Annotated in this window: 21 protein-coding genes and 3 pseudogenes; 12 read left to right on the top strand and 12 right to left on the bottom strand. The window is 68.5% G+C overall.

Annotated elements, in window-relative coordinates; genetic code table 11:
• Nucleotide 1: 1 nt before the first annotated feature.
• The 5 genes from ACFYQ5_RS28030 to ACFYQ5_RS28050 all read left to right on the top strand — a co-directional run bounded on the left by ACFYQ5_RS28030 (nt 2) and on the right by ACFYQ5_RS28050 (nt 4,679).
• Nucleotides 2-1,111 carry a Rieske 2Fe-2S domain-containing protein gene (locus ACFYQ5_RS28030; protein ID WP_389201521.1) on the top strand — a complete coding sequence of 370 codons (1,110 nt, stop codon included), beginning with the start codon at nt 2-4 and terminating at the stop codon, nt 1,109-1,111.
• 106 nt (nt 1,112-1,217) lie between these two features.
• A complete protein-coding gene (locus tag ACFYQ5_RS28035) occupies nt 1,218-2,111 on the top strand; it encodes a 3-hydroxyacyl-CoA dehydrogenase family protein (RefSeq protein WP_389201523.1) in 894 nt (297 codons plus the stop codon).
• Nucleotides 2,108-2,410 carry an acyl carrier protein gene (locus tag ACFYQ5_RS28040; RefSeq protein WP_389201525.1) on the top strand — a complete coding sequence of 101 codons (303 nt, stop codon included), beginning with the start codon at nt 2,108-2,110 and terminating at the stop codon, nt 2,408-2,410. The genes ACFYQ5_RS28035 and ACFYQ5_RS28040 overlap by 4 nt, the downstream gene beginning before the upstream one ends.
• Nucleotides 2,403-3,509: an acyl-CoA dehydrogenase family protein gene (locus ACFYQ5_RS28045; protein WP_389201526.1), complete on the top strand. Its 1,107-nt coding sequence runs from the start codon at nt 2,403-2,405 to the stop codon at nt 3,507-3,509. Before ACFYQ5_RS28040 ends, ACFYQ5_RS28045 begins: the two co-directional genes overlap by 8 nt.
• Before the next feature lie 51 nt (nt 3,510-3,560).
• Nucleotides 3,561-4,679: an HAD-IIIC family phosphatase gene (locus ACFYQ5_RS28050; protein WP_389201528.1), complete on the top strand. Its 1,119-nt coding sequence runs from the start codon at nt 3,561-3,563 to the stop codon at nt 4,677-4,679.
• A 63-nt stretch (nt 4,680-4,742) separates the two neighbouring features.
• Here ACFYQ5_RS28050 and ACFYQ5_RS28055 read toward each other — a convergent pair whose 3' ends face one another.
• Nucleotides 4,743-5,405: an O-methyltransferase gene (locus ACFYQ5_RS28055; protein ID WP_389201530.1), complete on the bottom strand. Its 663-nt coding sequence runs from the start codon at nt 5,403-5,405 to the stop codon at nt 4,743-4,745.
• On the opposite strand from ACFYQ5_RS28055, the gene ACFYQ5_RS28060 reads away from it, so the two are divergent.
• A complete protein-coding gene (locus ACFYQ5_RS28060; RefSeq protein WP_389201531.1) occupies nt 5,404-5,820 on the top strand; it encodes an alpha/beta fold hydrolase in 417 nt (138 codons plus the stop codon). The genes ACFYQ5_RS28055 and ACFYQ5_RS28060 overlap by 2 nt on opposite strands.
• Before the next feature lie 39 nt (nt 5,821-5,859).
• Nucleotides 5,860-6,060 carry a hypothetical protein gene (locus tag ACFYQ5_RS28065; protein ID WP_389201533.1) on the top strand — a complete coding sequence of 67 codons (201 nt, stop codon included), beginning with the start codon at nt 5,860-5,862 and terminating at the stop codon, nt 6,058-6,060.
• On the opposite strand, the gene ACFYQ5_RS28070 is transcribed toward ACFYQ5_RS28065, so the two are convergent.
• The 7 genes and pseudogenes from ACFYQ5_RS28070 to ACFYQ5_RS28100 all read right to left on the bottom strand — a co-directional run bounded on the left by ACFYQ5_RS28070 (nt 6,023) and on the right by ACFYQ5_RS28100 (nt 13,568).
• Entirely contained in the window at nt 6,023-6,289 is a 267-nt protein-coding gene (locus ACFYQ5_RS28070; protein WP_389201535.1) for a hypothetical protein, read from the bottom strand. The genes ACFYQ5_RS28065 and ACFYQ5_RS28070 overlap by 38 nt on opposite strands.
• A gap of 471 nt (nt 6,290-6,760) precedes the next feature.
• A pseudogene (locus ACFYQ5_RS28075) lies at nt 6,761-7,683 on the bottom strand (APH(6)-I family aminoglycoside O-phosphotransferase).
• Nucleotides 7,684-7,754: 71 nt separating this feature from the next.
• Nucleotides 7,755-8,303, bottom strand: a pseudogene (locus ACFYQ5_RS28080) (streptomycin biosynthesis protein); the annotation flags it as partial.
• A gap of 760 nt (nt 8,304-9,063) precedes the next feature.
• Nucleotides 9,064-9,756, bottom strand: a complete 693-nt coding sequence (locus tag ACFYQ5_RS28085; protein WP_389201536.1) for a restriction endonuclease — start codon at nt 9,754-9,756, stop codon at nt 9,064-9,066.
• Nucleotides 9,757-10,413: 657 nt separating this feature from the next.
• Nucleotides 10,414-10,800, bottom strand: coding sequence for a DUF6009 family protein (locus ACFYQ5_RS28090; RefSeq protein ID WP_389201538.1), 387 nt, complete (start codon nt 10,798-10,800; stop codon nt 10,414-10,416).
• A 126-nt stretch (nt 10,801-10,926) separates the two neighbouring features.
• Entirely contained in the window at nt 10,927-12,495 is a 1,569-nt protein-coding gene (locus ACFYQ5_RS28095; RefSeq protein ID WP_389201540.1) for a phage/plasmid primase, P4 family, read from the bottom strand.
• Entirely contained in the window at nt 12,492-13,568 is a 1,077-nt protein-coding gene (locus tag ACFYQ5_RS28100) for a bifunctional DNA primase/polymerase (protein WP_389201541.1), read from the bottom strand. The genes ACFYQ5_RS28095 and ACFYQ5_RS28100 overlap by 4 nt, the downstream gene beginning before the upstream one ends.
• Nucleotides 13,569-15,053: 1,485 nt before the next feature.
• On the opposite strand from ACFYQ5_RS28100, the pseudogene ACFYQ5_RS28105 reads away from it, so the two are divergent.
• A pseudogene (locus ACFYQ5_RS28105) lies at nt 15,054-15,218 on the top strand (IS5/IS1182 family transposase); the annotation flags it as partial.
• On the opposite strand, the gene ACFYQ5_RS28110 reads toward ACFYQ5_RS28105, so the two are convergent.
• Nucleotides 15,214-15,948: a hypothetical protein gene (locus ACFYQ5_RS28110; RefSeq protein WP_389201542.1), complete on the bottom strand. Its 735-nt coding sequence runs from the start codon at nt 15,946-15,948 to the stop codon at nt 15,214-15,216. The pseudogene ACFYQ5_RS28105 and the gene ACFYQ5_RS28110 overlap by 5 nt on opposite strands.
• A 132-nt stretch (nt 15,949-16,080) precedes the next feature.
• On the opposite strand from ACFYQ5_RS28110, the gene ACFYQ5_RS28115 reads away from it, so the two are divergent.
• Genes ACFYQ5_RS28115 through ACFYQ5_RS28125 form a run of 3 tightly spaced genes read left to right on the top strand, consistent with a single transcriptional unit; the run spans nt 16,081 to nt 17,879 of the window.
• Nucleotides 16,081-16,227 carry a hypothetical protein gene (locus ACFYQ5_RS28115; protein ID WP_389201544.1) on the top strand — a complete coding sequence of 49 codons (147 nt, stop codon included), beginning with the start codon at nt 16,081-16,083 and terminating at the stop codon, nt 16,225-16,227.
• Between the two features lie 15 nt (nt 16,228-16,242).
• Nucleotides 16,243-17,232: a sensor histidine kinase gene (locus tag ACFYQ5_RS28120; RefSeq protein WP_389201546.1), complete on the top strand. Its 990-nt coding sequence runs from the start codon at nt 16,243-16,245 to the stop codon at nt 17,230-17,232.
• On the top strand, nt 17,229-17,879 hold the full coding sequence (locus ACFYQ5_RS28125; protein WP_389201547.1) for a response regulator: 651 nt from the start codon (nt 17,229-17,231) through the stop codon (nt 17,877-17,879). The genes ACFYQ5_RS28120 and ACFYQ5_RS28125 overlap by 4 nt, the downstream gene beginning before the upstream one ends.
• A gap of 261 nt (nt 17,880-18,140) precedes the next feature.
• Here the strand turns inward: ACFYQ5_RS28125 and ACFYQ5_RS28130 are convergent, their stop codons facing one another.
• The 3 genes from ACFYQ5_RS28130 to ACFYQ5_RS28140 form a co-directional block, all read right to left on the bottom strand.
• The gene (locus tag ACFYQ5_RS28130; protein ID WP_389201549.1) at nt 18,141-18,461 is read right to left on the bottom strand and encodes a transposase; all 321 of its coding nucleotides are present in this window, start codon (nt 18,459-18,461) and stop codon (nt 18,141-18,143) included.
• Nucleotides 18,462-18,901: 440 nt separating this feature from the next.
• Complete coding sequence (locus tag ACFYQ5_RS28135) at nt 18,902-19,987, bottom strand: ParB/RepB/Spo0J family partition protein (protein ID WP_389201550.1); 1,086 nt, start codon at nt 19,985-19,987, stop codon at nt 18,902-18,904.
• A complete protein-coding gene (locus tag ACFYQ5_RS28140) occupies nt 19,984-21,234 on the bottom strand; it encodes a ParA family protein (RefSeq protein ID WP_389201552.1) in 1,251 nt (416 codons plus the stop codon). The genes ACFYQ5_RS28135 and ACFYQ5_RS28140 overlap by 4 nt, the downstream gene beginning before the upstream one ends.
• 537 nt (nt 21,235-21,771) lie before the next feature.
• Here ACFYQ5_RS28140 and istA point away from each other — a divergent pair.
• Nucleotides 21,772-23,052 carry an IS21 family transposase gene (gene istA / locus ACFYQ5_RS28145; protein ID WP_389201553.1) on the top strand — a complete coding sequence of 427 codons (1,281 nt, stop codon included), beginning with the start codon at nt 21,772-21,774 and terminating at the stop codon, nt 23,050-23,052.
• The last annotated feature ends 84 nt before the right edge of the window (nt 23,053-23,136 follow it).

A 23,136-nucleotide genomic window follows, 5' to 3' on the forward strand; every position in this document is an offset into this window, starting at 1 on the left:
CATGAAGCCTCACCTGAAGCCGCTGGTGAAGCGGCTTCTCAGCTCCCGCGAGGTCGGCCGGCCCGGCGCGGCCCCGGCCGACACCCTGCACGCTCCCTCCCGTCCTTACCCGAACGGGTGGTTCTGCCTGGCCTTCAGCGACGAGCTGAGACGCGGGTCCGTCATCACGCGTCCCCTCGCGGGCGCGGAGGTCGTCCTCTACCGGACGACCCGGGGTCTGCTGCGGGCCGTCCGGCCGCGGTGCCCGCACCTGGGGGCGCATCTCGGGGTCGGCGGATCGGTCGAGGGCGAGGACATCGTCTGCCCCTTCCACCGCTTCGCGTTCGACCCGGCCGGTGTCTGCGTACGTACCGGGTATGACAAGCCGCCGCCGAAGGCGTCGCTGTCGCAGTACCCGGTCTGCGAGGTCAACGGCTCGGTCTACGTGTGGTGGCACGCCCTCGGTCTGCCCCCGGAGTGGGACGTCCCGGCCCTGCCCATGGATGAGCGGCAGCCGTACAGCCACGACACCTTCGACATCGCCGGCCACCCGCAGGACGTCATCGAGAACGCGTTCGACTGGGGTCATCTGCCCGCGCTGCACGGTCTCAAGGATCTGGAGATCGGGGGCGCACCGGTGGCCGGGAAACCGATCAGCACCGTCACCGCCACCGCCCGCGGCACCATGATGCGCGGGTCCCGCCAGTCGTACACGCTCACCGTGATCGGACTGGGCACCATCGCGGCGAGGACGGTCCTGCCCCGGGACGCGGGCAACCTGTACGTGATGCTCCACGCGACCGCGACCGGCGCGGGACGTATACACCTCCGGTTCGGTACGAAGCTGGAGCTGGCCGGCATCCCCGGCGTGCCCGAGCGGATCGGGCGCGCGGCGGCGCTGCCCGCCGCCCGGCTGCTCAGCGCCGTCCTCCAGCGGGTGGCGAGCGTCGACACCGGCGCGGACCTGCTGATGTGGCACCACCAGGAGCACGTCGAGCACCCGAAGCTCGCCAAGGGCGACGGTCCGATCGGCCGGTACCGGCAGTGGGCGCAGCAGTTCTACACGGAACCCACGGGCGGTCTCGCACCACCGTGGCCTTCCCGGGCCGAAGCGGGCCGCCCGGAGGAGTGACCGCGGGCGGCGGCCCGGGGGTCCTCCCGTGGCCGCCTCGGCGATCACTGTGTTTCGACGTAGCCCGGAAGCCTCCCGGCCGGGCCGGGACCGAAAGAGGGACGACATGGCAGCGGAGAGCGATACGCCCGGCGCCGGGCTGCGACTGGCTGTGCTCGGAGCGGGGGTGATGGGGTCGGGCATCGCCGCGCTGGCCGTCGGGCACGGGATCGCGGTGTCGCTGATCGACCTGGACCGGCGCCGGCTGGACGAGGCACCGGCGAGGATCGGCCACCAGGTGCGGATGGCGCAGCTGATGGGCGCACTGCCGGACGGGGTGGCCCCCGGCGCTCTCGTCACCGGCCTGTCGCTCGCCGATCTGGTGACGGCCGGCGACGCGGGACCCACCGCGGTGATCGAGGCGGTCACCGAGGACGCCGACGCGAAGGCGAAGGTCCTCGCGGACTTGTCCACCCTGGTCGCGCCCGGCGTCCCGATCATCTCGAACACGTCGGCGATCCCCATCGACGAGCTGGCCCGGGCGGCGGCCCGGCCGGAGGATCTCATCGGCACCCACTTCATGAACCCGCCCTACCTGATCCGGACGGTCGAGGTCATCCGGGGTACATGGACCGGCGAGGCGACCCTGGACGCGCTGAGGGCGCTGCTCGCCGCGCTGCGCCGGGAGCCGATCGTCGTCGCGGACGCGCCGGGTTTCGTCACCAGCCGGATCCTGCACCCCATGATCAACGACGCGGTCCGGGTGGTGGCGGCGGGCACCGCCGACGTCGAGTCGGTCGACCGGCTCATGCAGGGATGTCTGGGTCATCCGACGGGCCCGCTGCGCACCGCCGACCTCATCGGGCTGGACAACCTGGTCGACTCGCTGTGGGTGCTGCACAGCCGGACCGGAGACGAAGGGTGCCGCCCCTGCGACTTGCTGCTGGAGATGGTGCGGGCCGGCCACCTCGGCCGCAAGAGCGGGCGCGGCTTCTACGAGTACGAGGGAGAACAGACATGACCACGTCACCCGACCGTTCGGTGCCGGAACCCGCCGGCGACGCCGGCACGGTCCGGACGGACCTGCTGCAGTACCTGGCGAAGCACACGGGGAGGGACTGGGCGACCGACGCCGACGTCTTCGGTAACGGTGGGCTGTCCTCCATCTTCGCCATGGAACTGGTGGTGCATCTGGAGAGGACGTACGGCATCGCCATCCGTGGCGCCGACCTGCGGATGGACAACTTCCGCACCGTGCAGCGGATGGGCACACTGGTCGAGCGGCTCCGGCAGCCGGCCCCCGGCGGTTCCGGTGCGTGACGCCGTCGCCGCAGCGGCCTCGGCGGTCACCGAACTGGTCGGCGACCGGGCGTCCGACTGGGACCGGGCGGGCCGGCTGCCTGAGGACGTGGTGCGGAGACTCGGTGCGGCCGGGCAGCTCACCGCCCAGATCCCGGCGAGGTACGGCGGACCGGGGTGGAGCAGCGCGGACAGCGGCGAGTTCACCGCCCATGTCGGCAGTCTGTGCAGCTCGCTGCGGAGCGTCATGACCTCGCAGGGCATGGCCGCGTGGACCGTCGAACGGCTCGGTGACCCGGAGCAGGCGTCGGATCTGCTGCCGCGGCTGGCCTCGGGCGACACGGCGGCCGTGGCCTTCAGCGAACCTCAAGCGGGCAGCGACCTGTCGGCCATCGCGACCACCGTCACCATCGACGGCGACACCCTGTCGCTCACCGGCCGCAAGAAGTGGGTGACTGCCGCCGAGTACGCCGATCTCTTCCTCGTCGTCGCCCGGATGGGCCAGGACGGTGCCGTGGTGGTGGTGCCCCGCAACGCCCCTGGCGTCCAGGTGCGGCCGGTGGCCGATCCCCTGGGCTGCCGGGCGGCCGGGCACGCGGAGGTCCTGCTCGACGACGTGCGGTTGCCGCTCGGCAGCCTGCTGGGTGGCGGGCGGCAGCCACTGTCCCTACTGGTGACGACGGCCCTGGCCTATGGCCGGATCTCGGTCGCGTGGGGATGTGTCGGAATCCTGCGGGCCTGTGTGAGTGCGGCCGTCGACCACGCCCGCTCCCGCCACCAGTTCGGCCGCCCACTGGGGCAGCACCAGCTCGTCGCCCGGCACCTGGCCGACCTGTGGACCGCCGAACAGGTCGCCACCCGCGCCTGCGAGTACGCCAGCCGCCGCTGGGACGAGAACGCCCCCGACCTGGTCACCGCCGTCGTGATGGCGAAGTACGTCAGTGCCGGGCACGCGGCCAGGGGCGCGGCCACCGCGGTACAGGTGCTCGCGTCGGCCGGGGCGCGGGACGGTCACCTCGTCGCGCGGGCGTACCGCGACGCCAAGCTCATGGAGATCATCGAGGGCAGCGACGAGATGTGCCAGCTGATCCTGGCCGACCACGCGCTCAGCCGACGGTGACCTCACCCGTGGCCGCCCTCATCACCAGGACGTCATCACAAGGAGCCGAACATGAGCGACACCGCGCCGGAGGCCCCGCCCGGGATTGTGAAGTGCCTGGTCTGGGACCTCGACAACACGCTCTGGCACGGCACACTGCTGGAGGACGAGAACGTCGTCCTGTCCGAGGCGAACCGTGAGTTGATCATCGGTCTGGACGCGCGGGGCATTCTGCAGTCGGTGTGCAGCCGCAACGACCATGACATCGCCTGGGCACGGCTGAAGGCCCTCGGCGTCGCCGACTACTTCGTCGTCCCGGAGATCGGCTGGGGGCCCAAGTCGGACGCGGTACGCCGGATCACCGACCGGCTGGACTTCGCTCCCGGCACCATCGCGTTCATCGACGACCAGCCGGCCGAGCGGGCCGAGGTCGCCTTCCACCTCCCCGAGGTGCGCTGCTACGCGGCACAGGAGGCGGCGACACTGCTGTCCCTGCCCGAGTTCAGCCCGAGGTCGGTGACCGTCGACTCGCGACAGCGCCGGACGATGTACCAGGCCGGCTTCCGGCGCACGGACGAGCGGGAGCGGTTCGCCGGTTCGTCCGAGGACTTCCTCCGCTCGCTGGACATGGTGATGCGCATCGGGCGGGCCACGGACGACGAGCTGTCGCGGGTCGAGGAACTGACCCTGCGCACCAGCCAGATGAACGCGACCGGGGTGCATTACCCGGACGAGGTGCTGCGCGCGCTCCTCGCCTGCCCGAGCCATGAGGTTCTGGTCACGACACTCACGGACCGCTTCGGGCCGCACGGTGCCGTGGGCGTGGTGCTGCTCGAGAAGCACGGACGGGCGTGGCACCTCAAGTTGCTCGCCACCTCGTGCCGTGTGGTGGCGTTCGGCGCCGGCACGATCATCCTGAACTGGCTGGTCGACCAGGCCGCCCTGGCCGGTGTCCATCTGCTGGCGGACTTCCGCGCCACCGACCGCAACCGGGTGATGGAGATCGCCTACCGGTTCGCGGGCTTGGACGAGCAGTCCTGCGACTGCCGTGACGAGGTCTCGGGGAGTTCCGGTGAGGACGTCCTGTTGCTGCACCTCACCGCCGAGCGGCGGGAGCCTCCGACGACGGTCCGGCTGATCGCTCCGGACCTGGCCGACCGGGCGCCGCCCCGGGCCGGGCTCCCGGACTGAGCGCGAAAGGGTGCCCGGATCGGGGCCGGCCGGCGGGCCCGATCCGGCAGCCACCGGTAGTGATCACCTGCGGCGGACCAGAGTGATGCCGTCGGCCATCGGGAGCATGCAGACGTCGACCCGCCGGTCGTCCCGGATCGTGGCATTGACCTCACGGACACCGGCAGTGTCCGCGTCGTCGGCGAGGGGGTCAATGACCCGGCCGAAGAAAAGCGTGTTGTCCACCACCACCAGCCCGCCCGGCCGCACAAGCCGCAATGCCAGTTCGTAATAGCGGGGATAATTCGCTTTGTCGGCATCTATGAAAACGAGACCGAAGCTGTCGGAACAACCGTCGGCGAGCATCTTCCCGAGAATATCGGTCGCCGCACCGATACGAAGCTCGATACGCTCGGAAACGCCCGCGCGCCGCCAGTAATCGGCGCCGATCTCCGGCCATCGCTCGGTGATGTCACAGGTGATCAACCGCCCGTGCGACGGAAGAGCACGGGCCATGCACAGGGTGCTGTAGCCGGTGAAGGTGCCGAGTTCCAGCACATCGGTGACGCCGGCCGACGCGATCAGAAACGCGAGGAACTGCCCTTCTTCCGGCATGACCTGCATCGCCTCTCCATGGGGTAACTCCGCGGTCAGCTGTCGCAGATCGCGGAGAATTTCATCCTCCCTGAGAGAGGACTCCCTGACGTATTCCAGAAGCTTCGCTCCGACTGCAATCTGATTCGCCATGGCGACAACTCTAGATGATCCGCCACCGGAATTGAATAGCGCATTGCCGGGACCACGTTGGTACCCGGCCCCGGCATGGCACGTACCCAAGGCCGTACTGATTGGGCACTCCTACGGCACCGATTCGGCGAGCCGGTTCTGCCTGACGCACTCTGACCGTGTTGCCGCGATGATGCTGATGTGCGGCCCATTCGTCGGTGATTGGCGTACCGGGGACCGAGCGGAACGCCGCCGTCGTATGTCCGCAGCGCAGCAGGAGCGGCTCCGCGACTTGGAGGAGCTGCCGCACCGCGCGGTGGAGCAGGAAGTCGAGCTGCTCACCCTGGCCTGGTTCACCGACCACTCCGATCCCGAACGGGGGTGGCACTGGGCCGCGCAGGGTGCCCGGCGGCGTCGCCCGTCAACTGGGCTATGAACGGTGCGCTTGGCAGGAAAGGACGTGCGGACCCGCTCGATGAGCATCTTGCCGGCGTCTGACCGCGCCGCCCGCGCTTGTCTCGACGTCTGCTTCTTCCATCCCTTCGACGACGGCAACGCCTCGTCCGCCTTCCTCGCCCTCCTCTTCGTCCTCGCCCGCGAGGGCGTCGCGCTCAACGGGGTCGGCCTGCCCCGTCGCATCACCTTCCAAGCCGGGTTCCAGGGCGCCGGACGGTGACCCCGAGTTTGGTCAACTCCCCTGTCAGTACGTGAAGTTCGGCCTCGGTCTCCTTGATCACGCGCTCCGGGTAGGCACCCGAGGGAATCTGTTTCTGGCTCTCGTAGTCCCCCGCGTACTCCACGGCGAAGACACTGCGGTCGGCGGTGGGCACCCGGGCGCCCACCGCTGTGCCGACGATGACCTCCTCCAGCGGGTCCCATTCGTTGTGCACGCTTACAAGGCTCATAACTCTCCTCCATCAGGCGGGACATGACGGCGGCTGAGGCGGCAGGAACACGGCGGCGGACCGTCCGCCCTGCGCGGGACCGAACGGGAGCGCGGACCGGGGCTGGCGTGGTCTGCCGCGAACGACTCGACTCGGCAGTGCTCGGAGGTACAGGGCACAGGTGCGAACACGCGCGTGCACCGGACAGAACCGGGCGGGTACTCGAGGGGTGCTGCGGATCCCGCTGCATTCAGCGGATCCTGACGGGCAGGAAGCGAAGGGGGAATCCGGTGATCTACCGCGGTTGCCCGCTCCCCCGCACTCATCGAAGGCTAGCGGCGCCGCTTCACTAAGGGCATGCGTCCACCGTGCCGGGTCCACGGCTCCGGGCCGACGCCGGAAGCGTTCGACTGCGTGTGGTCAGCAGTCGAACGCTTCGGAGGAGCCGTAGGGTGCGGGCCGCTCGGCAGCCCGCACCCTTGCTGCAGTGCTTCAGTACTTCACCAGCGCGTCGGCCACGGCAATCCGGGAGGGGTCGATCGCTGTCCGCCCGTCCTCGATGTCCCACAGGGTGTTCTGCAGCAGCCGGGCCAGGGTCCACCCGGCCGCCCTCCCGCGGTCCAGCTCCAGCGCTTCGGTCACCAGGTCGAAGCGCCGCCGGACCACCCGCAGCGTGTCACCGGTGGCCTCGACCCGCTCCCCACCGGTGTCCAGGGCCGGCCACAGGTCGAACCCCGGGTCGCCAACCAGTGGCTCAGGGTCGATGGCCAGCCACGGTTCACGCTCGGCAGCAAGCACGTTCCCGTAGTGCAGGTCCCAGTGCAGGATTCGGTCACCGGGCTCGCCCACCAGCTCGGCGGCGGCCGACGCCCAGCCGCGCATCCGGCTACGGTCTTCCGGATCTGTCAACGAGCTGACGGCAGACGGCGTTTCCTCCACCATGGCGCCGGCGATCTCACCCAGTCCACGCAGCCCCGAAGGCGCCGGGACGGAGTGCAGCCGGGCCAGCAGCCCGGCGAGAACACGCATGGCCTCGTCGTCGTCCTCGACCGACTCCAGGGTGTGCGAACCGTCCAGGCGTTCCAGCAGTATGGTGCTGCTCGGCGCGTCGTGGTCGAGCAGCCGCACCATGCCGTCCCCGTTCCAGGTGCGCAACCCGATCAGCGCGGACGTCGTCTCTTCCCGGGGCATCTGGAGCTTGAGCGCGGCCCGGGTGCCATCCGTGCGCAGCACCGGCACCACGAGGGAGGCCTCACCGGAGCAGATGCCGCCATCCCTCTTCAGATCCCAGCGGTCGATGCACCGCTCGACGAGAGCGGGCAGCCCGGCGACCCAGGCGCGCCCCTCCTCGCCACTGCTTCTGCTGTACGACTCGGCCAGGCCGTCCGGGACGAGGAGCTGTCCGACGAACTCATGGGGCATTTCCTTACGCATGGAGAGAGCTTCCCGCCGCGGCTGCCTTGCGTGGTTCACTGGTTCACTTGCTTCAGGTGTGGCGGCTTCGGACAACCAGAAATGCCACCTTGACGCAGTGCGGAGGAACGTTACCCAAGAGGCGGTCCCACTCCTGGTTGCGCACGGCCACCACGTTCAGCCAACGTAGCAGCGCCCGGCCGTCCTCGGTCAGACGTATGGACGGGTCGCGGCTGAGGTGGCGCAGCGCCATGATGTGCGGCGCCCAACTCCCTTCGTCCCGGGCCGCACGGGCCGGCGGCCGGGCGGCAATCGGCTCTTCCTGTTCACGATCGCGTTCTGGCAGCGGGCTCTCACCGCGACTCAGCCGCTTGCGGACATCGGAGGCGGTGCTCAAGGACACGCCGGCCTGTGCAGCGATCTGACGCAGCGGCGCCGAGGGGTTCTCCTGGATCAGCCGACTCGCCGGCTTCCGTCCCTCCGTGGGGTCCAGCGGCCGGGCCCACCCGTCCCTGCCGATCCGTACGCTGCTGCTGGACAGGCCGACCCGTTCTCCGATCTTCCGGATCGAGGGCCCTTCACCGTGATCCACGATCCGGTTTCTGATCACCCGCAGGATCTGGACCTGCCGATCGACCGGGTGTCGATCCTCATGCCACCCTCATTGCGCGACGGTCGCCGCGGGCCTGGCGGCGCAGCTCGATCCGGTCCGCCGGCCTGCCGGGCGGTCGGGTGTCCCAGAAGGGGTGCCACCCCGTCAACGACCAGGTCGCGGGCATCGGGCAGATGGTTGTGCTCGGCACCCCGCAACGGAGGTCCGGACGGTCGCGGACAAACAGCTGCACGCCACCGTCGCGGGAGCCGCCCGCCGCGCGGACGCGGCGCTGCCCGGCAAGGACGTCGAAGAAGAGTCCGGTGGTGATGGCTTCGAGGTCGCGTTCCAGGTGCCGGGCGAATCGCTGGAGGCTCGGCAGGTCGGCGGTGGTTGCGGCTTCGATCCATGCCGGCAGTTGGTGGCCTTGCAGCTGGGTGCGTGTGGGCGAAGGAGCGGACGTGCCCGGCGAGTGCGTCCAGTTCGGGGCAGTTGGCCAGTACGGCCTTGAGCTGGAGTCGGTCGCACTCGGCCAGGGCGTCGGGGCGAGTAAGGATCCAGCGGGTGACGGCACGGGCGGATGGCGGCCGGGGGCCGACCGGCTGCGGTTTGCCACGTAGGTTCCGGCTGAACGTAGGCGCGAACGTTGCCGTAGCCGTCTGGACAGCCCTGTGCCTGGATCTCTTCCCACAGCGTCCAGGCGTTGGTGCAGCCCTCGTGCCATCGCCTGGTCGAGGTAGGGCTTGAAGGCATCGAGCTTGGTGGGGCGGCTTGCGGCCCGGACCTGCCGTCACGTCACCCCGGAGGGGCTGCTAGGAGGTGGTACCGCCCGCAGGAGCTCCCACAGGGGACGGGATCCGCCTGCCCATGCGGCGAGAGTGTGACGGTCGACGAGGTGCAGACGCTGGGACTTGGCGAAGTCGGTGGCCGGTTTGGTGAAGCGGCCGTTGGTGACCAGGACGATCACGTCGCCCTTGTGCACCGGGCGCCCCGTGCCGTTCAGGACGTGCAGATCGGGTGTGCCGACGGCGGCGCCGTCAAGGCCGGCGCGGCGGTGTTTGCACTGGATGACCCAGCGGCGGCCGAAGGGGTCGGTGGCCTTGACGTCCGCGCCGTTGTCGCCGGCGCCGCCGACCTGGACGGCGTCCGGGCAGCCGTCCCGGAGCATCAGGTCACGTATCGCATGCTCGAACTGGCGATGGTGCAGCTGGTCCAGGCGAGTCATCGGGTACCGCAGGCTGTTCATCTGGAGTCGCCTTCGGTCCTTCCCCCGCACACGGAGCCGGAACCGGAGAAAGGCTCCGGCTCCTGCCGTCAGCAGGACCAGAGGAAGGACCCAAGGGTGGTCGGTGAGCCACTGCAGCAGCCCGGCGGCCAGCCACCCGATGACGACGACGCCGAGGAGCACCTCGCCGCCGGTGTAGGCCTGCTTGCGCTTACGTGCCCGGGACCGGCGTCGTGGGGTGGGGCGGCGGGCGGTCATCGCCCGCTCCGGTCCCACGGGATCGGATACGTCACCGTGGACCGCGGCCCCGGTCGCACCGGAGCCTTCCGCGTCTCGGGAAACTTGATCGGGTAGGAGACCGTGGGCTGAGGCCTCGGCCTGGTCGACGCCTTCTGCGTCCCGGGGAACGTGACCGGATACACGGCGCCCGGCTGCGGTCGGGACGTCTCCCCCGGGCCGTCGGCCGAGCTCGAGGAATTGCCGAGTACGACCACCACCAGCCCCGCCATGACCACGATGGACATCTCCCGGCGCCCGCCCGCAGCCCACCGGGAATGGCCCTTCACCCTCGTCCCGTCCCTGCGCACGTACGGTCTCACCCACGGCATAACGAACTCCCCTCCCCCAAGCGGCCGCGCCCCCTTGCGCAGCCGATCCATCAAAGCAGCTGCCACTGACAACACGTCACCAAAAGATCACTTCCGGTCACGAAGATCACTTCCGGTCACACGGCCTGAACCGAATGGCTCTCCGTACAGCGGCGCTGCGCACGAAGGGGAAAGCCCCGCCTGGCCGGAGGGCCAGCCGGGGCAGTAGGGGGGTGCGGATCCGTACGGAGCGGGCCGGAGTCAGTGGCGCGACAGCGCGTTCCACGTACCCACTGCGGATTGAGGCGACGGGCGGCGGTCGCTGTGTTCAGATGCCAGTGGCTGCTATCGCTGCCGCAGGGCCACGCTGGGAGCGGGGGGTCTTGTCGCCGACGCGGCGGGGTTCGACGGTGCGGGGGTCGATGGCTTCGCCGGGGGCGCCCTCGTGGTACGGGCCGTCCGGGTTGGTATCGCGGTCATGTGGCAAGAGGAAAAAGACGCGGCGGAGTTGGAGGCCGCTGTCAGGGTCGGCTTCGGCCTGACCGTCGAGTTCGGTGTAACCGACCATGCGTCCGTCGCGCTCGTACCGGGGCTTGCCGCGGCGCCGTGGGGTCTTGTCGAGTGCTTGGCGGACGTAGTCGAGTTCGTCAGGGTTCTCCAGCCAGACCACTGCGTTCTCATGGCGGAGGTCGCTCTCGTTCAGCAGCGAGCTCATGGCTGCAGCCCCTTTTCGTTGTCGTCGGCCGATTGCGGACCGGAGAGGGTGTGGTGAGCACGTTCCCGGGTGAGGGCACCGTGTCCAGGATAGGCGGCCGTGGTGCGCGCGCGTAGGGCGCGAGGGTCAGCCATGGTCGGCCTGCGAGTCTTCGTCGGTGAGTAGCCCGAGGCCTGGGTAGTACTTCTTGCCACTGGATTTCATCATGTCGGCGGGTGAGGCGAGGGAGAGTTCCTGGCGCACTCGGGTGGCGAAGGCGCGTGCGGTGGCGGGACGGATGCCTTCGCCGGCGCTGCACCAGCCGCTGTAGGTGGCGTAGAGCAGGCCCTGCTCCACGCGGAGGTCCCCGGCGGCCCGGTCCGAGCTCTTGTCGGGGCTGTCGGTGGTGCAGCATTCGGTGAGGAAGCGGCCGATGTGGTCTTCGGTGGTGGCGTAGGCCTCGGTGGCTGAGCGGACCGTTGCGGGGCCTGCGAGGGGGTCGCGGGTGGCGAGGTAGAGCTTGGCCCCTTCGATGAGCCACTGCAGGATGCCGGGGCCCTCGCTCTGGACGAGCTCTTTCGCCAGGTTGTCGATCTTGCGGGCGGCGGGGACGATGCGCTCGAAGGGGATGAGCCGGATACGACGCCAGAAGGCGTGGCCGCCGGTGCCGACCTCGGGGCGGTGGTTGCCGAGCAGCCAGAGCTTGTGGGTGGGGTTGAAGCTGAAGTAGTCCTGCCGCATCCGGCGGGCCATGATGCGGTCGCCACCGGTCAGAAGCTTGACCCGGGATTCGTCGAACTTGTCGTTGGGTTTGAGTTCGGAGCACACCACGATGCGGCGGCCGTGAAGTTCGGTCAGTTCGGTGGAGTGCTCGGAGAACTTGCCCTTCTCCATGAGGAAGCCGGGAGGGGCGGCCTGGGCGTAGTCACCGAGGATCTGCGTCATGACGTCGAGCAGGACTGACTTGCCGTTGGCGCCGGTGCCGTAGAGGAACGGCAGGACCTGGGCGCCGACGTCACCGGTGATCGAGTAGCCGAGCAGCAGGTGGAGGAAGTGGATGGTTTCCTGGCCCTTGGCGTCCTCGCCGAAGGTGTCATGGAGGAAGCGGTGCCAGCGGGGGGTGGGCATCTCCTCGGGGGCGACGCTGGTGGCCCTGGAGTGCATGTCGGCTACGGGATCGGGCTTGTGGAGCTCGCCGCTGTGGAGGTTGACCACTCCGGCCGGGGTGCAGAGGGCGTAGGGGTCGCCGTCCAGGACGTCGGGGTCCAGGGCGAGAGCCGGAGATGCCTTTGCCTGAGTGAGCAACGCCTTGATGCCGGGGGTCGACATGGACCGGCGCCGGTGCGACACGATCTCCCGGTCGTTGAAGGTGCCCGTGGGATCAGTGGCGGGCATTTGCTCGGCCAGGTCACCGGCAGCCCAGACCGCGGCCTTCTCTCCGCCGGTGCGCTTCCACCGGTACTGGTCCCAGTGGTACCAGCCGAGGCCTTCTACATGCCGGAACTGGTCGCCGAACATGACGGCGAACAGCTTGGCGTTGCCGCGGTCGGTGAGCATCGCCGGAAGCCTGCCCTGCGAGGCTGCCGGCTCGTGCACGGTGACGCTCGTGGTGTTCTGCTGGGCGGGGAGAGTGGGCTGCGTTGCCTGCACTTCGAGCTCGAGCATCTGCTGGGCCGCAGCCGTGGCGTCGAAGCGTGGGCTGTCAGCGCTGCTCATGGGCGTCCTTTGAGATGGAGCGGCCGGGTTGCGCCGGCGGACAGGGCAGAGGAAATGACGGCGCTGCTGTGACGGTGACGGTGGGGGCGTGCGGCATCGGCGGCCGCAGTGAGCAGGTCCTGAGCTTGGTCGTGGCCGAGGTGGCCGCCGGCTACCAGACCTCCGGCAGTGTAGGCAGCACGATTCAGCTTCTCGGTGAAGGCCGTTCCCTCGGATGCTGCTGCGCAGGCTTCGACTTGGGCCAGGAGCGGTTCGAGGAGTCGGTGTGCCTTCTGCCTGTCCGGAACGGAGGGGCGTGTTCGCGGAGGAAGGGAGGGCGTGGGTTCGTTGTTGACGGGGTGGCCTGTGCGTTGCAGTTCGGTGGCGAGCCAGCTGGGGAGGGGAGCTGCCATGCGGGCCGTACCGAGCGCCTGGTAGGTGCCGGCGTCTGTCCGGGTCGTGGGGGTGACGATGTACCCACCTGCGGCTCGGATGTCGACTTGCCAGGCAAGGGAGACTTTCGGGCTGGAACCTACGGAGGAACGGTACTGGGGCCCGTGGTCGGGGGCCTGGTACCAGACGTGGAGCCCTCCGGATGGTGTGCGGACCCGGAGGGTGGAGTCGTCGTCCGCCGGGCTCTTCTTGCCGCGGAGCGCGGCAAGAAGAGCGAGCGTGTCGAAACCTGAGGCCAGCCCGTTCAGGTTGACGCTCTCGTGAATGGGGATGCCAGGCAGGAGCCTGTCCCGGTCGGGGACTTCCGCACTGTGCGCATCGATGTCGAGGACAACGAGACGCGCAGGTCCACAGGAAACTCCGACACCAAGGTGTGGGTCGCTCCCCCACCAGGCGTGCAGGAGTTCTGGCTTGGTCGTTGCTGCGTGGAAACCGTGACACCACTTGCCGACGGAGTGGCATGGGCACTCCTGGGGCCGGTGTGCCGCTTTCCGGCAGGACTGGCAGTTGGCGGCTGGGGTCTTGCGGCCGGCGGCGAGGGGGTGCACGGGCCAGCCGTTCCCGGCACACCAGCGTGCGACAGCGTAGGGACTGGCGTATCCCACGGGGAGGGGAACACTGGTCTCGCTCTGACGCGGCACGCTGATCGTCCTTGAGGGGGGCCAACAATCTCCTCAATCCCTATCCCTAAAAGAGCAGGTCACAGGCTCGCTACTGGCAAACGAGGGACCGAAGGGACTGAGTTTTCCAATAAGTCCAGAGCCTACATCAGCGTTCTGGCCCTTCGTGTAGTCGTTTCGAACCTTGAGTCCCTTCGGTCCCTTGCGCTCCTGGGGAGTTGGGGTACCGAAGAAGGCCGCGTCCGGAGTGCGCCTTTTTCCAGGCCGGGCGTGTCGGCGGTCGCACCCACATCGTCCGTCGAGGGACCGAAGGACTCGTTGCTGTTCGGTCCCCTTTCAGTCCCTCGCTTAAAACCGCAGGTCACAGGCCATATTGGCCTGCTTGGAGGGACTGAAGGGACTGAAAGTTCTAGTTATGAGCCGCTCATGAGTAGTAGTACTTGAGAGTCGCGCGTACGCATACACACGCACACGTGATAAAAGGAACTGGGAAGTTCAGTCCCTTCAGTCCCTTCGGTCCCTGATCTGTGGAGTGAACAGGCCTGTGACCTGGGCTTTTCTAGAGGGACTGAACAGAGGGACTGAAAGCAGGGACTGAACGGGTCCGGCCCGCTCCAGGACTCCTGGACGCAGTCCCCAGCCGCCGCTGATTCTGCGACCGCATGCGTGGAACTGTTCTTTGTCCAGGCTGGTCTGAGCCGTTGGTGTCGCGCGCCGCGGCGAGGGCAGCGTCCAGCCGAGGCCGCAGGGGCGGGTCCTGGCCCGCGTGCTCCAGGCAGGAGTTCGTAGGAACAGCCCGAGGTACTCCTGGAACTTCTCGGTGACGTTGACGAGAAGCCGTGTGTCGCGCTGCTGGGCGCGCTGGGGGCCTCCCCCCGCCTGGTGGGTGCGGCAGGGGCCAGGACGGGCGCTCAGGCCCCTGCCGCGAGCCAGTCAGTGACGGGCAAGCCCGGGCGTAGGACGGCTTGTACGGCTCGTCCAGCGAGGCGGCGCGCGGGTCTTCACGCGTTGTTCGGCGCGGATGGTCCGCGCCGAACGTGGTACTGACGGCTCCGGCGCGAGGAGTCAGACCTGAAGAGATCGACGTACGGCTTCGACCCCCGCCTTGAACGGGGTGGCCGTGTACATGAGTTGCGGTGCTGGCTCAGGTCGAGTGAGCCGTGTGCGGTGAGTGACGGCTGACCTCACCGCACAGGCCTTGGGAAGTTGCCTCAAAACGGGCAGTGAACATTGCGACGGTGCATGTTGATGTGTGGTGCACCGCGGTGCACGGGGGGAGGAGCGCGGTCTGCCTGGGTTAACGGCAGGGGCCTGTGGTTGCCGTTGATGTTCCGAGTGCGGGGCGCAGCGTCGTACTCCGGCTGTGGGCCCGCCGGTTCGTCTGCAGGAACGGGCGGGTGCGGATGCCTCACGTTGTCGAGGCTCCGCAAGCGGAGCCGCTGCGAGACGGGCCGGTCGCCTGGAGCCGTCGCCACCGTGATCGACTCCCAGTCCGTCAAGGTTGCCGAGACCGTCAGCCGACCGAAGAACATCACCGGCTTCGTGATCCTGCCCCGCCGCTGGGTAGTCGAACGGTCACTGGCTCGGATCATGCACGCCCGCAGACACGCCGGAGACTACGAACGGCTGATCCAGCACTGCGAAGCGTTGATCACCTGGGCCGCCGTCACTCCCCCGAAGGGCGTGGTCTGGGAACGACCTTGACGCGGCTCCCCTGGTGCTGGTCCGTGTCCGGGCCGGTGGTGTCGGGGCGTGTCGGGAGAGCTGGTTGTGCGTCCGAGGAGAAGTGCCGGCGCCACAGCATGACGGATGCGAGGGTGATCACGGCGATCCCGGCCAGGACGGGTGCGCCGAGGGTGAGCACGCGCTGCAGGGAGGCTGCGGCGGCGTATCCGGCGCTGATCTCGGCTGTGGCCCAGAGGCATGCGGCGGTGATGCTGTAGGGGGCGATATGGCGGTAGGGCAGGCGGGTGGCCCCCGCGAAGTGGGGGGGGCGAGGGTTCGTACGACCGGCAGGAAGCGGGCGAGGAGGACGGCCCGGCCTCCATGGCGGTGTTGCCTGTCCGGACCGGGCCGCCGGGCTCGGGTGTGTGGTGACGAGCTTGCTCAGGCGGGCGGCGAACCGCGGGTTGGCCTCCACGACGTCCAGGCGGCTGCCCTGGGACAGCTGCGGAATCAGCGCCCGCGTGATGGAACCGGTGCCCGCCCCGGCTTCCAGGACAGCCAGCGGGTGGGGTGACTGGGCCCTGACGGGCTCCGTCAGGGCATGCGCCAGGGCCTTGCCGCTGGGGGCTATCGCTCCGGTGGTCCGCAGATCGCGGACCGCCTCGATCAGGAACATCCAGCCTTCGGCTCGACGCTGCGTGATCACACGGTCGTGGGACGTGGTCCAGTCATCCATGGGACCGACGCTAGAAATCCCCGCCGAGCCACGGATCGGCCGTTGTGCGTCGCGCTCCTCCTACGAAAGTAGGAGACCGGCACGGCCGACCGGCTGACGAATCGCCCCGTCGCCCGGCCTAGCCTGACAGACGTGAGCACAGAAAAGGTGTCGAAGTGGGCAGCCGTCGCCGGACGCACAGCCCTCGTCGCGTTCTTCATACTGACCGCCGCCGTGGACGCCGTGACGGCCCGTGGAGGCTTGACGCGCGCCGCGATCATTCTCTCAGTGGCGGTCTGAGGGGTGGCGCTGCTGGTGCCGCGTCTGCGGTGGCCCACCGCCCCTGTCCTGGTCACCGCCGCCACCGCCTGGTGGGGCTCGCTCACGATGCCACTGCTGGCCGTCGTCCTGTTCGACCTGGCCGCCACCCGCCGACTACGCACCGCTGCAGGCTGCATCGCCGCAGTCCTGGCCGCCAATTTCCTGGGCTACTCACCGACCCGTCTGTGGGCCGACGAGTCCTACCTCACCGCGATCATCGTGTGGGTCTTCGCCCTCGTGCTCGGGCTGTGGTTCGGCAACCGCCGTCGTCTCCTGCGTGCTCTCGCCGCCGACGTGGAACACCTGCGTGTCGAAGCGCACCTGCGCGAGGAGGCCGCACGCGTCGCTGAACGATCCCGCATCGCCGCGGAAATGCACGATGTCCTCGCCCACCGCCTCAGCATGATCGCCCTGCACACCGGAGTGCTCACCCGGAACGACAACCTGCCCGAAACCGTCACCGAACGACTGGCCCTGCTACGCACCGCCTCCACCCAGGCCCTGGGCGACCTGCGCGACGTTCTGGGGGCCCTGCACGAGCCCGACCCCACCCAGACCGACGCCCCGCTCCGCCCGGTCCTGCGGGATGTGGAAGAGCTCGTCGATGAAGCACGCAGGGCCGGCCAACACATCGGGACGGCGACCGAGGGCGACCCGGAACAGGCCCCCACCACACACCGCCTGGCCGTGTACCGCATCGTCCAGGAAGCACTGACCAACGTCCGTAAACACGCTGACGGCGCCCACGTCAGCATCCGCATCGACTACCAGCCGCCCGCCACATGGGTCGAAGTCAGCAACACCCCTGGAACCACCGGGAAAACCAGCGCAGTGGAATCCGGTTATGGACTCGTCGGTCTCCGGGAACGCGTCACCGCCCTCGGCGGACACCTCAACGCCGGCCCCGCGGGCGCAGGTACCTGGCGCCTGTCCGCCCTCATCCCTCAGCCCGTCAACCACACAGAGAACGGCACCCCGGCATGATCCGCGCAATGATCGTCGACGACGACGCCCTGGTCCGCCTCGGCCTGGCCGACCTCCTCGGAAGCGATCCAGGCATCGACGTGGTCGCCCAGGCCGTGGACGGACTCCAGGCCGTCGAACAGGCCACCGCGCACCGCGTCGATGTCGCTCTCGTGGATGTCCGTATGCCCCGCATGGACGGCATCACCGCGACCACCCGACTCAAGGAACTCCCCCACCCGCCGAAGATCATCACCCTCACCACATTCGACCTCGACGAGTACGTCTACAACGCCCTGGCCGTCGGGGCCGACGGATTCCTTCTCAAGGACACCGACCCCGACGAGATCCTGCGCGCCGTCCACCTGGTCGCGGCGGGTTCGGCGATGCTCCACCCCACCGCAGGCCGCCGCCTCATCGACCGCTACCACGCCACCAACCACCCCCAGGCAACCGCGGCCCGCGCCGGCCTCGACAAACTCACCCCCCGCGAACGAGACGTCCTCGCCCTGCTCGCCCGAGGCGACACCAACGCCGACATCGCCGCCCAGCTCAACATGCGCGACAGCACCGTCAAAACCCACGTCAGCCGCATCCTCGCTGCCCTCGACGTCACCAACCGCGTCCAGGCCGCACTCCTCGCACGCGACGCAGGGCTCGACAACTGACACCCGCCAAGGCACCCCGACCTTGCCTCACCGCAATCCTGCGTGAGGCCGGGCCGATGCCAGGCCGCCACCCGACCCCGATCGCCAAGAGCTGACATCTCTTCGCATCCGTATGCAGGACGGCGTGCCTCAGTACGGAATTTCGGGGTGTCCAGCCGAGGGTTTGTTTCGCGAAGCGGAAGGCCTGCTCCAGGTCGAAGCGGCGGAGAAATGCTGCCAGGAGCGGTCTAGGTCTTCCGCAGTGGCACCGGTCTTCGACGACTATGACCACACCGGTGGGGTGTTGCCGTCCTTCGACAGGTGCTCGACCTTCAGCCGGATCAACGTGCCCTCGACCAAGGGAAGTTCACCGTCGTGGTCGAGCCATGAAGAGCGGCGGGTGGGCCTCGGGCGGACCCGGTCCCACGCCTGGGTTTCGGCCTTGCCGCAGCTGGTCGTGACGGTAGTGATCGAGGGCTCGGGCCAGGACTCCGGATTGGTGAACCGGAATTCCGGGCCGTGCTTGGGCGGCCGGCCGTTGACGCCATGCATCCGCGGTGGCTTCGGCAGCCGCATCACGCGGTCGGAGCGGACCCGGCCCATCAGCTCGACCGGCAGAGTCGCGCAGGACCCAGGCCAGGCGGGTGACGTCGTAGCCGGCGGCGCTGACGATCACGATGTCCGGGTTTCCGGCCTGCCACTGGCCGACGGCGGTCATAGTTGCCGAACCTGCCTCCGGCACCTCGACGCCGCAGTCTTCGTTGCGGCGCTGAGGGCGAGGACCTCGTGCACGGTCCGATCGCGCAAGCCCCACGTGGTCTCGGCTACCTGCAGAGGCGTCCTCAGCTTGCTCATCGTACGGTCAGCGAATGCTTCTGACAGGACAGCGTTCGTACTGGCCCCGCGGCCACGTCGCGGGTACGCGGGGCCAGCTGATGGTTGTCGTGCGTCCTGAGGGGGACCTGGCGGTGCCCCGTATCGGATTGTGCAGGGCAGGCGGAGTTCCTCTCGACGTGTCCTGACCGCGCCACCCGAAGTGATGCTCAGCTGCTAGCCACCTCGCTGTGTACAGCGAGAAGCCGCGAGAGGAGGACCTGTTGCTGCTCTGAGTCCATCTTCTGCAGCACGAGTTCCGCAACGGAGTCACCGTCGTGCCACGGCATCTTGGTGACGCGGCCGAGTGGAACGAAGCCCGACTCCCCCGGTGCAAGCTCTGCTACATCCGCTTGCTGACCGCCTGTCTCTGTTCGCTGTGTAGGCAACTCCTCAGGGGTGCTCTCCGCTTTTGGACGGGCGGGGTTATCACGGCGTGATAGGTCCGGCTGTTCCCGCGGCGTGTTCTGTGCGGCAGCCGGTGTTCCAGCTTGCGGTGGGTCGATGCTCTGGCCCACTCCCCCGGCAGGGGCGGCCGGTGGCTTCTGCTCAGTGGAAGCGGCCGCTCGTGCGTCGGCCTTCTGCCGCTGTTCCGGCGGGGGCAGCTTGGACAGGTTGCGCACGTGCTCGATCTTGCGGCGTCCGGCGACAAGGTCCGCTTGAAGCTCCGGGTCGAGGTCGAGGATCGACAGCTTCGACGAGATCGTTGACTGCCCGATGCCCAGCCTCTTGGCTGCCTTGTTCTGCGAGCCGTAGAACTCAACGAGCTTACGCAGTGCTTGGGCCTGCTCGAGCGGGTTCATGTCGTCGCGGTGGACGTTGGCGACGAAAGCTGCTTCGAGGAGGGACTCGTCGGTGGAGACGAGGGCGTTGTCGACGCTGACCCGGATCTTGGGAGCGCCGGCGAGCCGGGCGGCCTCAAGTCGGCGGTGGCCGTCGATGACGATGAACCGAGCGCCTTCGTCGAGGTCCTCTGCCCGGTCCGGGCGTTCGGCGAGATAGGCCTCGACGCTGGCGATCGTGATGGCGTTGATGAGTCCGATCTCACGGATGCTGTCGGCCAGTCCGTCAAGGTCGCGGAGTTCCTCGCGCGGGTTGTCAGGGTTCTGGCTGATGACGCCGAGGGGGAGTTCGGTGGGATCGGGAACTCCGTCAGTGGGTGCTCCAGTGGCTGCGCCGATGGCGGCGCGGCGGGCGCTGATGGGGCGGGCTTGCGCGAAGGACGCTCCGGCGCCGAGGTTCTTGGCCTTGCTCACTTGCTGATCTCCCGGGCGAGGGCGCGTAGCGCGACGGACTGGTCGCAGCGGGGCGCGTAGGCGAGGAGGGGTCGCTTGGCGCGGACGGCCTCCTTCTGTTCTTTGAGGTCTCCGATGACGCCGACGACGCGGGGATCCTTTATGTCCATCCAGGACTGCAGGGATGAGGTGGCGATGTAGCCGCGGCGGGCGTCGTAGTGGTTGACGACGAGGCCGAGGTAGTCGACGTCGAGTGCGAGGTCGGCGCGCATGTCCTCGATTTGGGACGTCAGGAGCCCGTAGGCGTCGGCGCTGCTGTCTTCGGCCTGGACCACGATGAGGGCGCCTGAGTTGCCGGGGGATTCCTGGGGGCGGCGGCGTCCGTAGTAGGTGGCGGCGTCCATGCTCAGGCCGAGGCTGGGCGGGCAGTCGACGAGGATGACGTCGTAGTCGGCCTCGATGGGGGACAGGGCGCGTTCCAGGGAAGCCTCGCGTGCGCGTACGGAGGCCAGCCGGACGTCGAGGAGGAAGGCGTCGGTGCACGCGGGCAGGAGATGAAGACGGTCACCGAAGCGGTCCTCGTCGATGGGGACGATGAGGTCGTGGAGATCTCCCTTGCCCTCGCCGGCCATGTGGTTGGTGAGTGAGTCACCTCCCATGGGGAGGGGCTCTTGCCCCAGTTGCCGGGTGAGGTGACCTTGCGGGTCGAAGTCGACGAGGAGGACTCGCTGGCCGAGCCCGGGCAGGTCCTCGAGGAGAAGCGGGTCCTGCGTACTGTTCTCGTCGTCGCGGAGTAGGGCCGCGAAGTGCTTGGAGACGCGTACTGGCACGAGTGTTGTGGAGGCCTCCGCGAGGGCCTCTCCTGTGCCAGCAGTGATCGCGGTCTTGCCCACTCCGCCCTTCTGGTTGCACACGATGAAGCGTCGGACGATCTCCGGTCGTTTCACGGCCGGCGCCGGATGGTTGTCGAGCCATACCTGCACGGACTGCGCGAGGCCCTGGATGAGGGATACGCCCCGGAGCTTGCAGTCGGCTCGGAAGCCTGTCCACAGTTCGGCGGGCAGAAAGGTCGCGAAGGATTCCGCGCGGCTTGTGTCGATGGAGCTGAGGTTGGATCCGAGTCCGCGCCACGCCGTGATGCCGACTTCGACGGCTTCCTGCATGTCGATGCCGTGCTGGACGGCGCGGATCTTCAGTTCCTGGCGGAGCCAGGAGGGCAGTTTGGAGACGACCTTCTCTCGGTCGCCCCTGGATTCAGGTGTCGTCATAGCCCGTCACTCTACTAACGCGATAGGCCAACTGGATGCGCCACGCGTTAGCTACGTATCTTTTTTTGCTGGGGGGTGGGTTATCACGCCGTGATAACCCACCCCCCTCGTGACCTGTCTCGTCGATGGTGCGCCGATCCCAGTCGTTCTGAACCATCCGGCGAGCGTGTCAGTCAGCCTCGACTATCTGCTGTACGTCTCGCTCTTCCTGACCCTTCGGTCCGGGAAGTGAAGTTACCTACGGTCGATGTGCGAGGGGCAGGCGGAGTAGGGGACTGGTAGACGCGGAAGCTCTCTGACTGGAGTCCATGGCAGCCCCTGGTGAGCTGCGTGGGTGGCCACTTGAAGGGATGCGGCCGGCCAACTTCGGGACGGCTGAGCAGGTTCGTGCGTTTCGGTGGACCGACGAAGTCATCGGCAGCCTGTCTCATCTGTGTCGGCGACGGGTGAATCGTGACCCTCTGACGGCGGATCAAAACTGACCCACCTCGTGGTCTTCCGACCATCCTGATCTTGATCGAAGGTCAGGAGAAGAGGGTGATTTCCGTGGAGGACTGGGCAGAGATCCGCAGGCTGCACCGGGCCGAGCAGGTGCCGATCAGGGCGATCGCCCGGCAGCTGGGTATTTCGAAGAACACTGTGAAGCGGGCGCTGGCCACTGACCGGCCGCCGGTGTACTCCCGGGCGGTCAGGGGCTCGGCGGTGGACGCGGTCGAGCCGCAGATTCGGGAATTGCTGAAGCAGACTCCGAGCATGCCGACGACCGTGATCGCCGAGCGGATCGGCTGGGAGAAGGGCATGACGGTCCTCAAGGACCGGGTCCGCGAGTTGCGTCCGGCTTATCTGCCCGTCGATCCGGTCTCGCGCACGACGTATCAGCCCGGCGAGCTGGCCCAGTGCGACTTGTGGTTCCCGCCGGTCGACACCCCGCTGGGCTACGGACAGAGCGGACACCCGCCGGTCCTCGTGATGGTCTCGGGCTACTCGCGGGTCAGTGCCGCACGGATGCTGCCCACCCGCACCACCGGAGACCTGATCGACGGACACTGGAAGCTGCTGACCTGCTGGAACGCGGTCCCACGGATGCTGGTCTGGGACAACGAGGCCGGCATCGGCCGCGGCAAGGTGACCACCGACTTCGCCGCGTTCGCGGGCCTTCTCGCCACCAGAATCTATCTCTGCCGGCCTCGTGACCCCGAGGCGAAAGGGCTGGTGGAGAGGCACAACGGCTATCTGGAAACGTCATTCCTGCCCGGCCGCACCTTCACCGGACCGGACGACTTCAACACCCAGCTGACCGCCTGGCTGAACATCGCCAACCGGCGTCAGCACCGCACCCTGGGTGCCCGTCCGATCGACCGGTGGGAGGCCGACCGGTCCCAGATGCTCGCCCTGCCGCCCGTCGATCCGCCGCGCTGGTGGCGCTTCGCCACCCGCATCAGCCGCGACCACTACATCCGCGTCGATACCTGCGACCACTCCGTGCACCCCCTGGCCATCGGCAAGAAAGTCCAGGTCCGCACCGACACCGACGAGGTCATCGTCACCCTCACCCCCGGCGGAGCAGAAGTCGCCCGCCACCCGCGCTGCTGGGCCAAACAGCAGACGATCACCGACCCCGTCCATGCCCGCGCCGCAGCCCTCCTGCGAGGCGACTACCGCCACCACCAAGCCTCCCGGGCCCTGGCCGCCCGCCAGGCAGGCGCCGCCACCGCAGCTGACCTCGTCGAGGTCGAACAGCGACAGCTCGACTCCTACGACCGCATGTTCACCCTCATCGAGGGCGGCGGCGGACACGACGAGCCGGAGGTCTCCTGATGTCACCCACCGCCACCAAGGCCAGCCCCGGCAAGCCCCAAACCGGCCGTCAGACCGCCGCCGACCTGTCCTTCCTGACCCGGG

Origin of the sequence: Streptomyces sp. NPDC005794 (genome assembly GCF_042871445.1) — a bacterium.
In the GTDB taxonomy this organism is placed as follows: Bacteria; Actinomycetota; Actinomycetes; order Streptomycetales; family Streptomycetaceae; genus Streptomyces.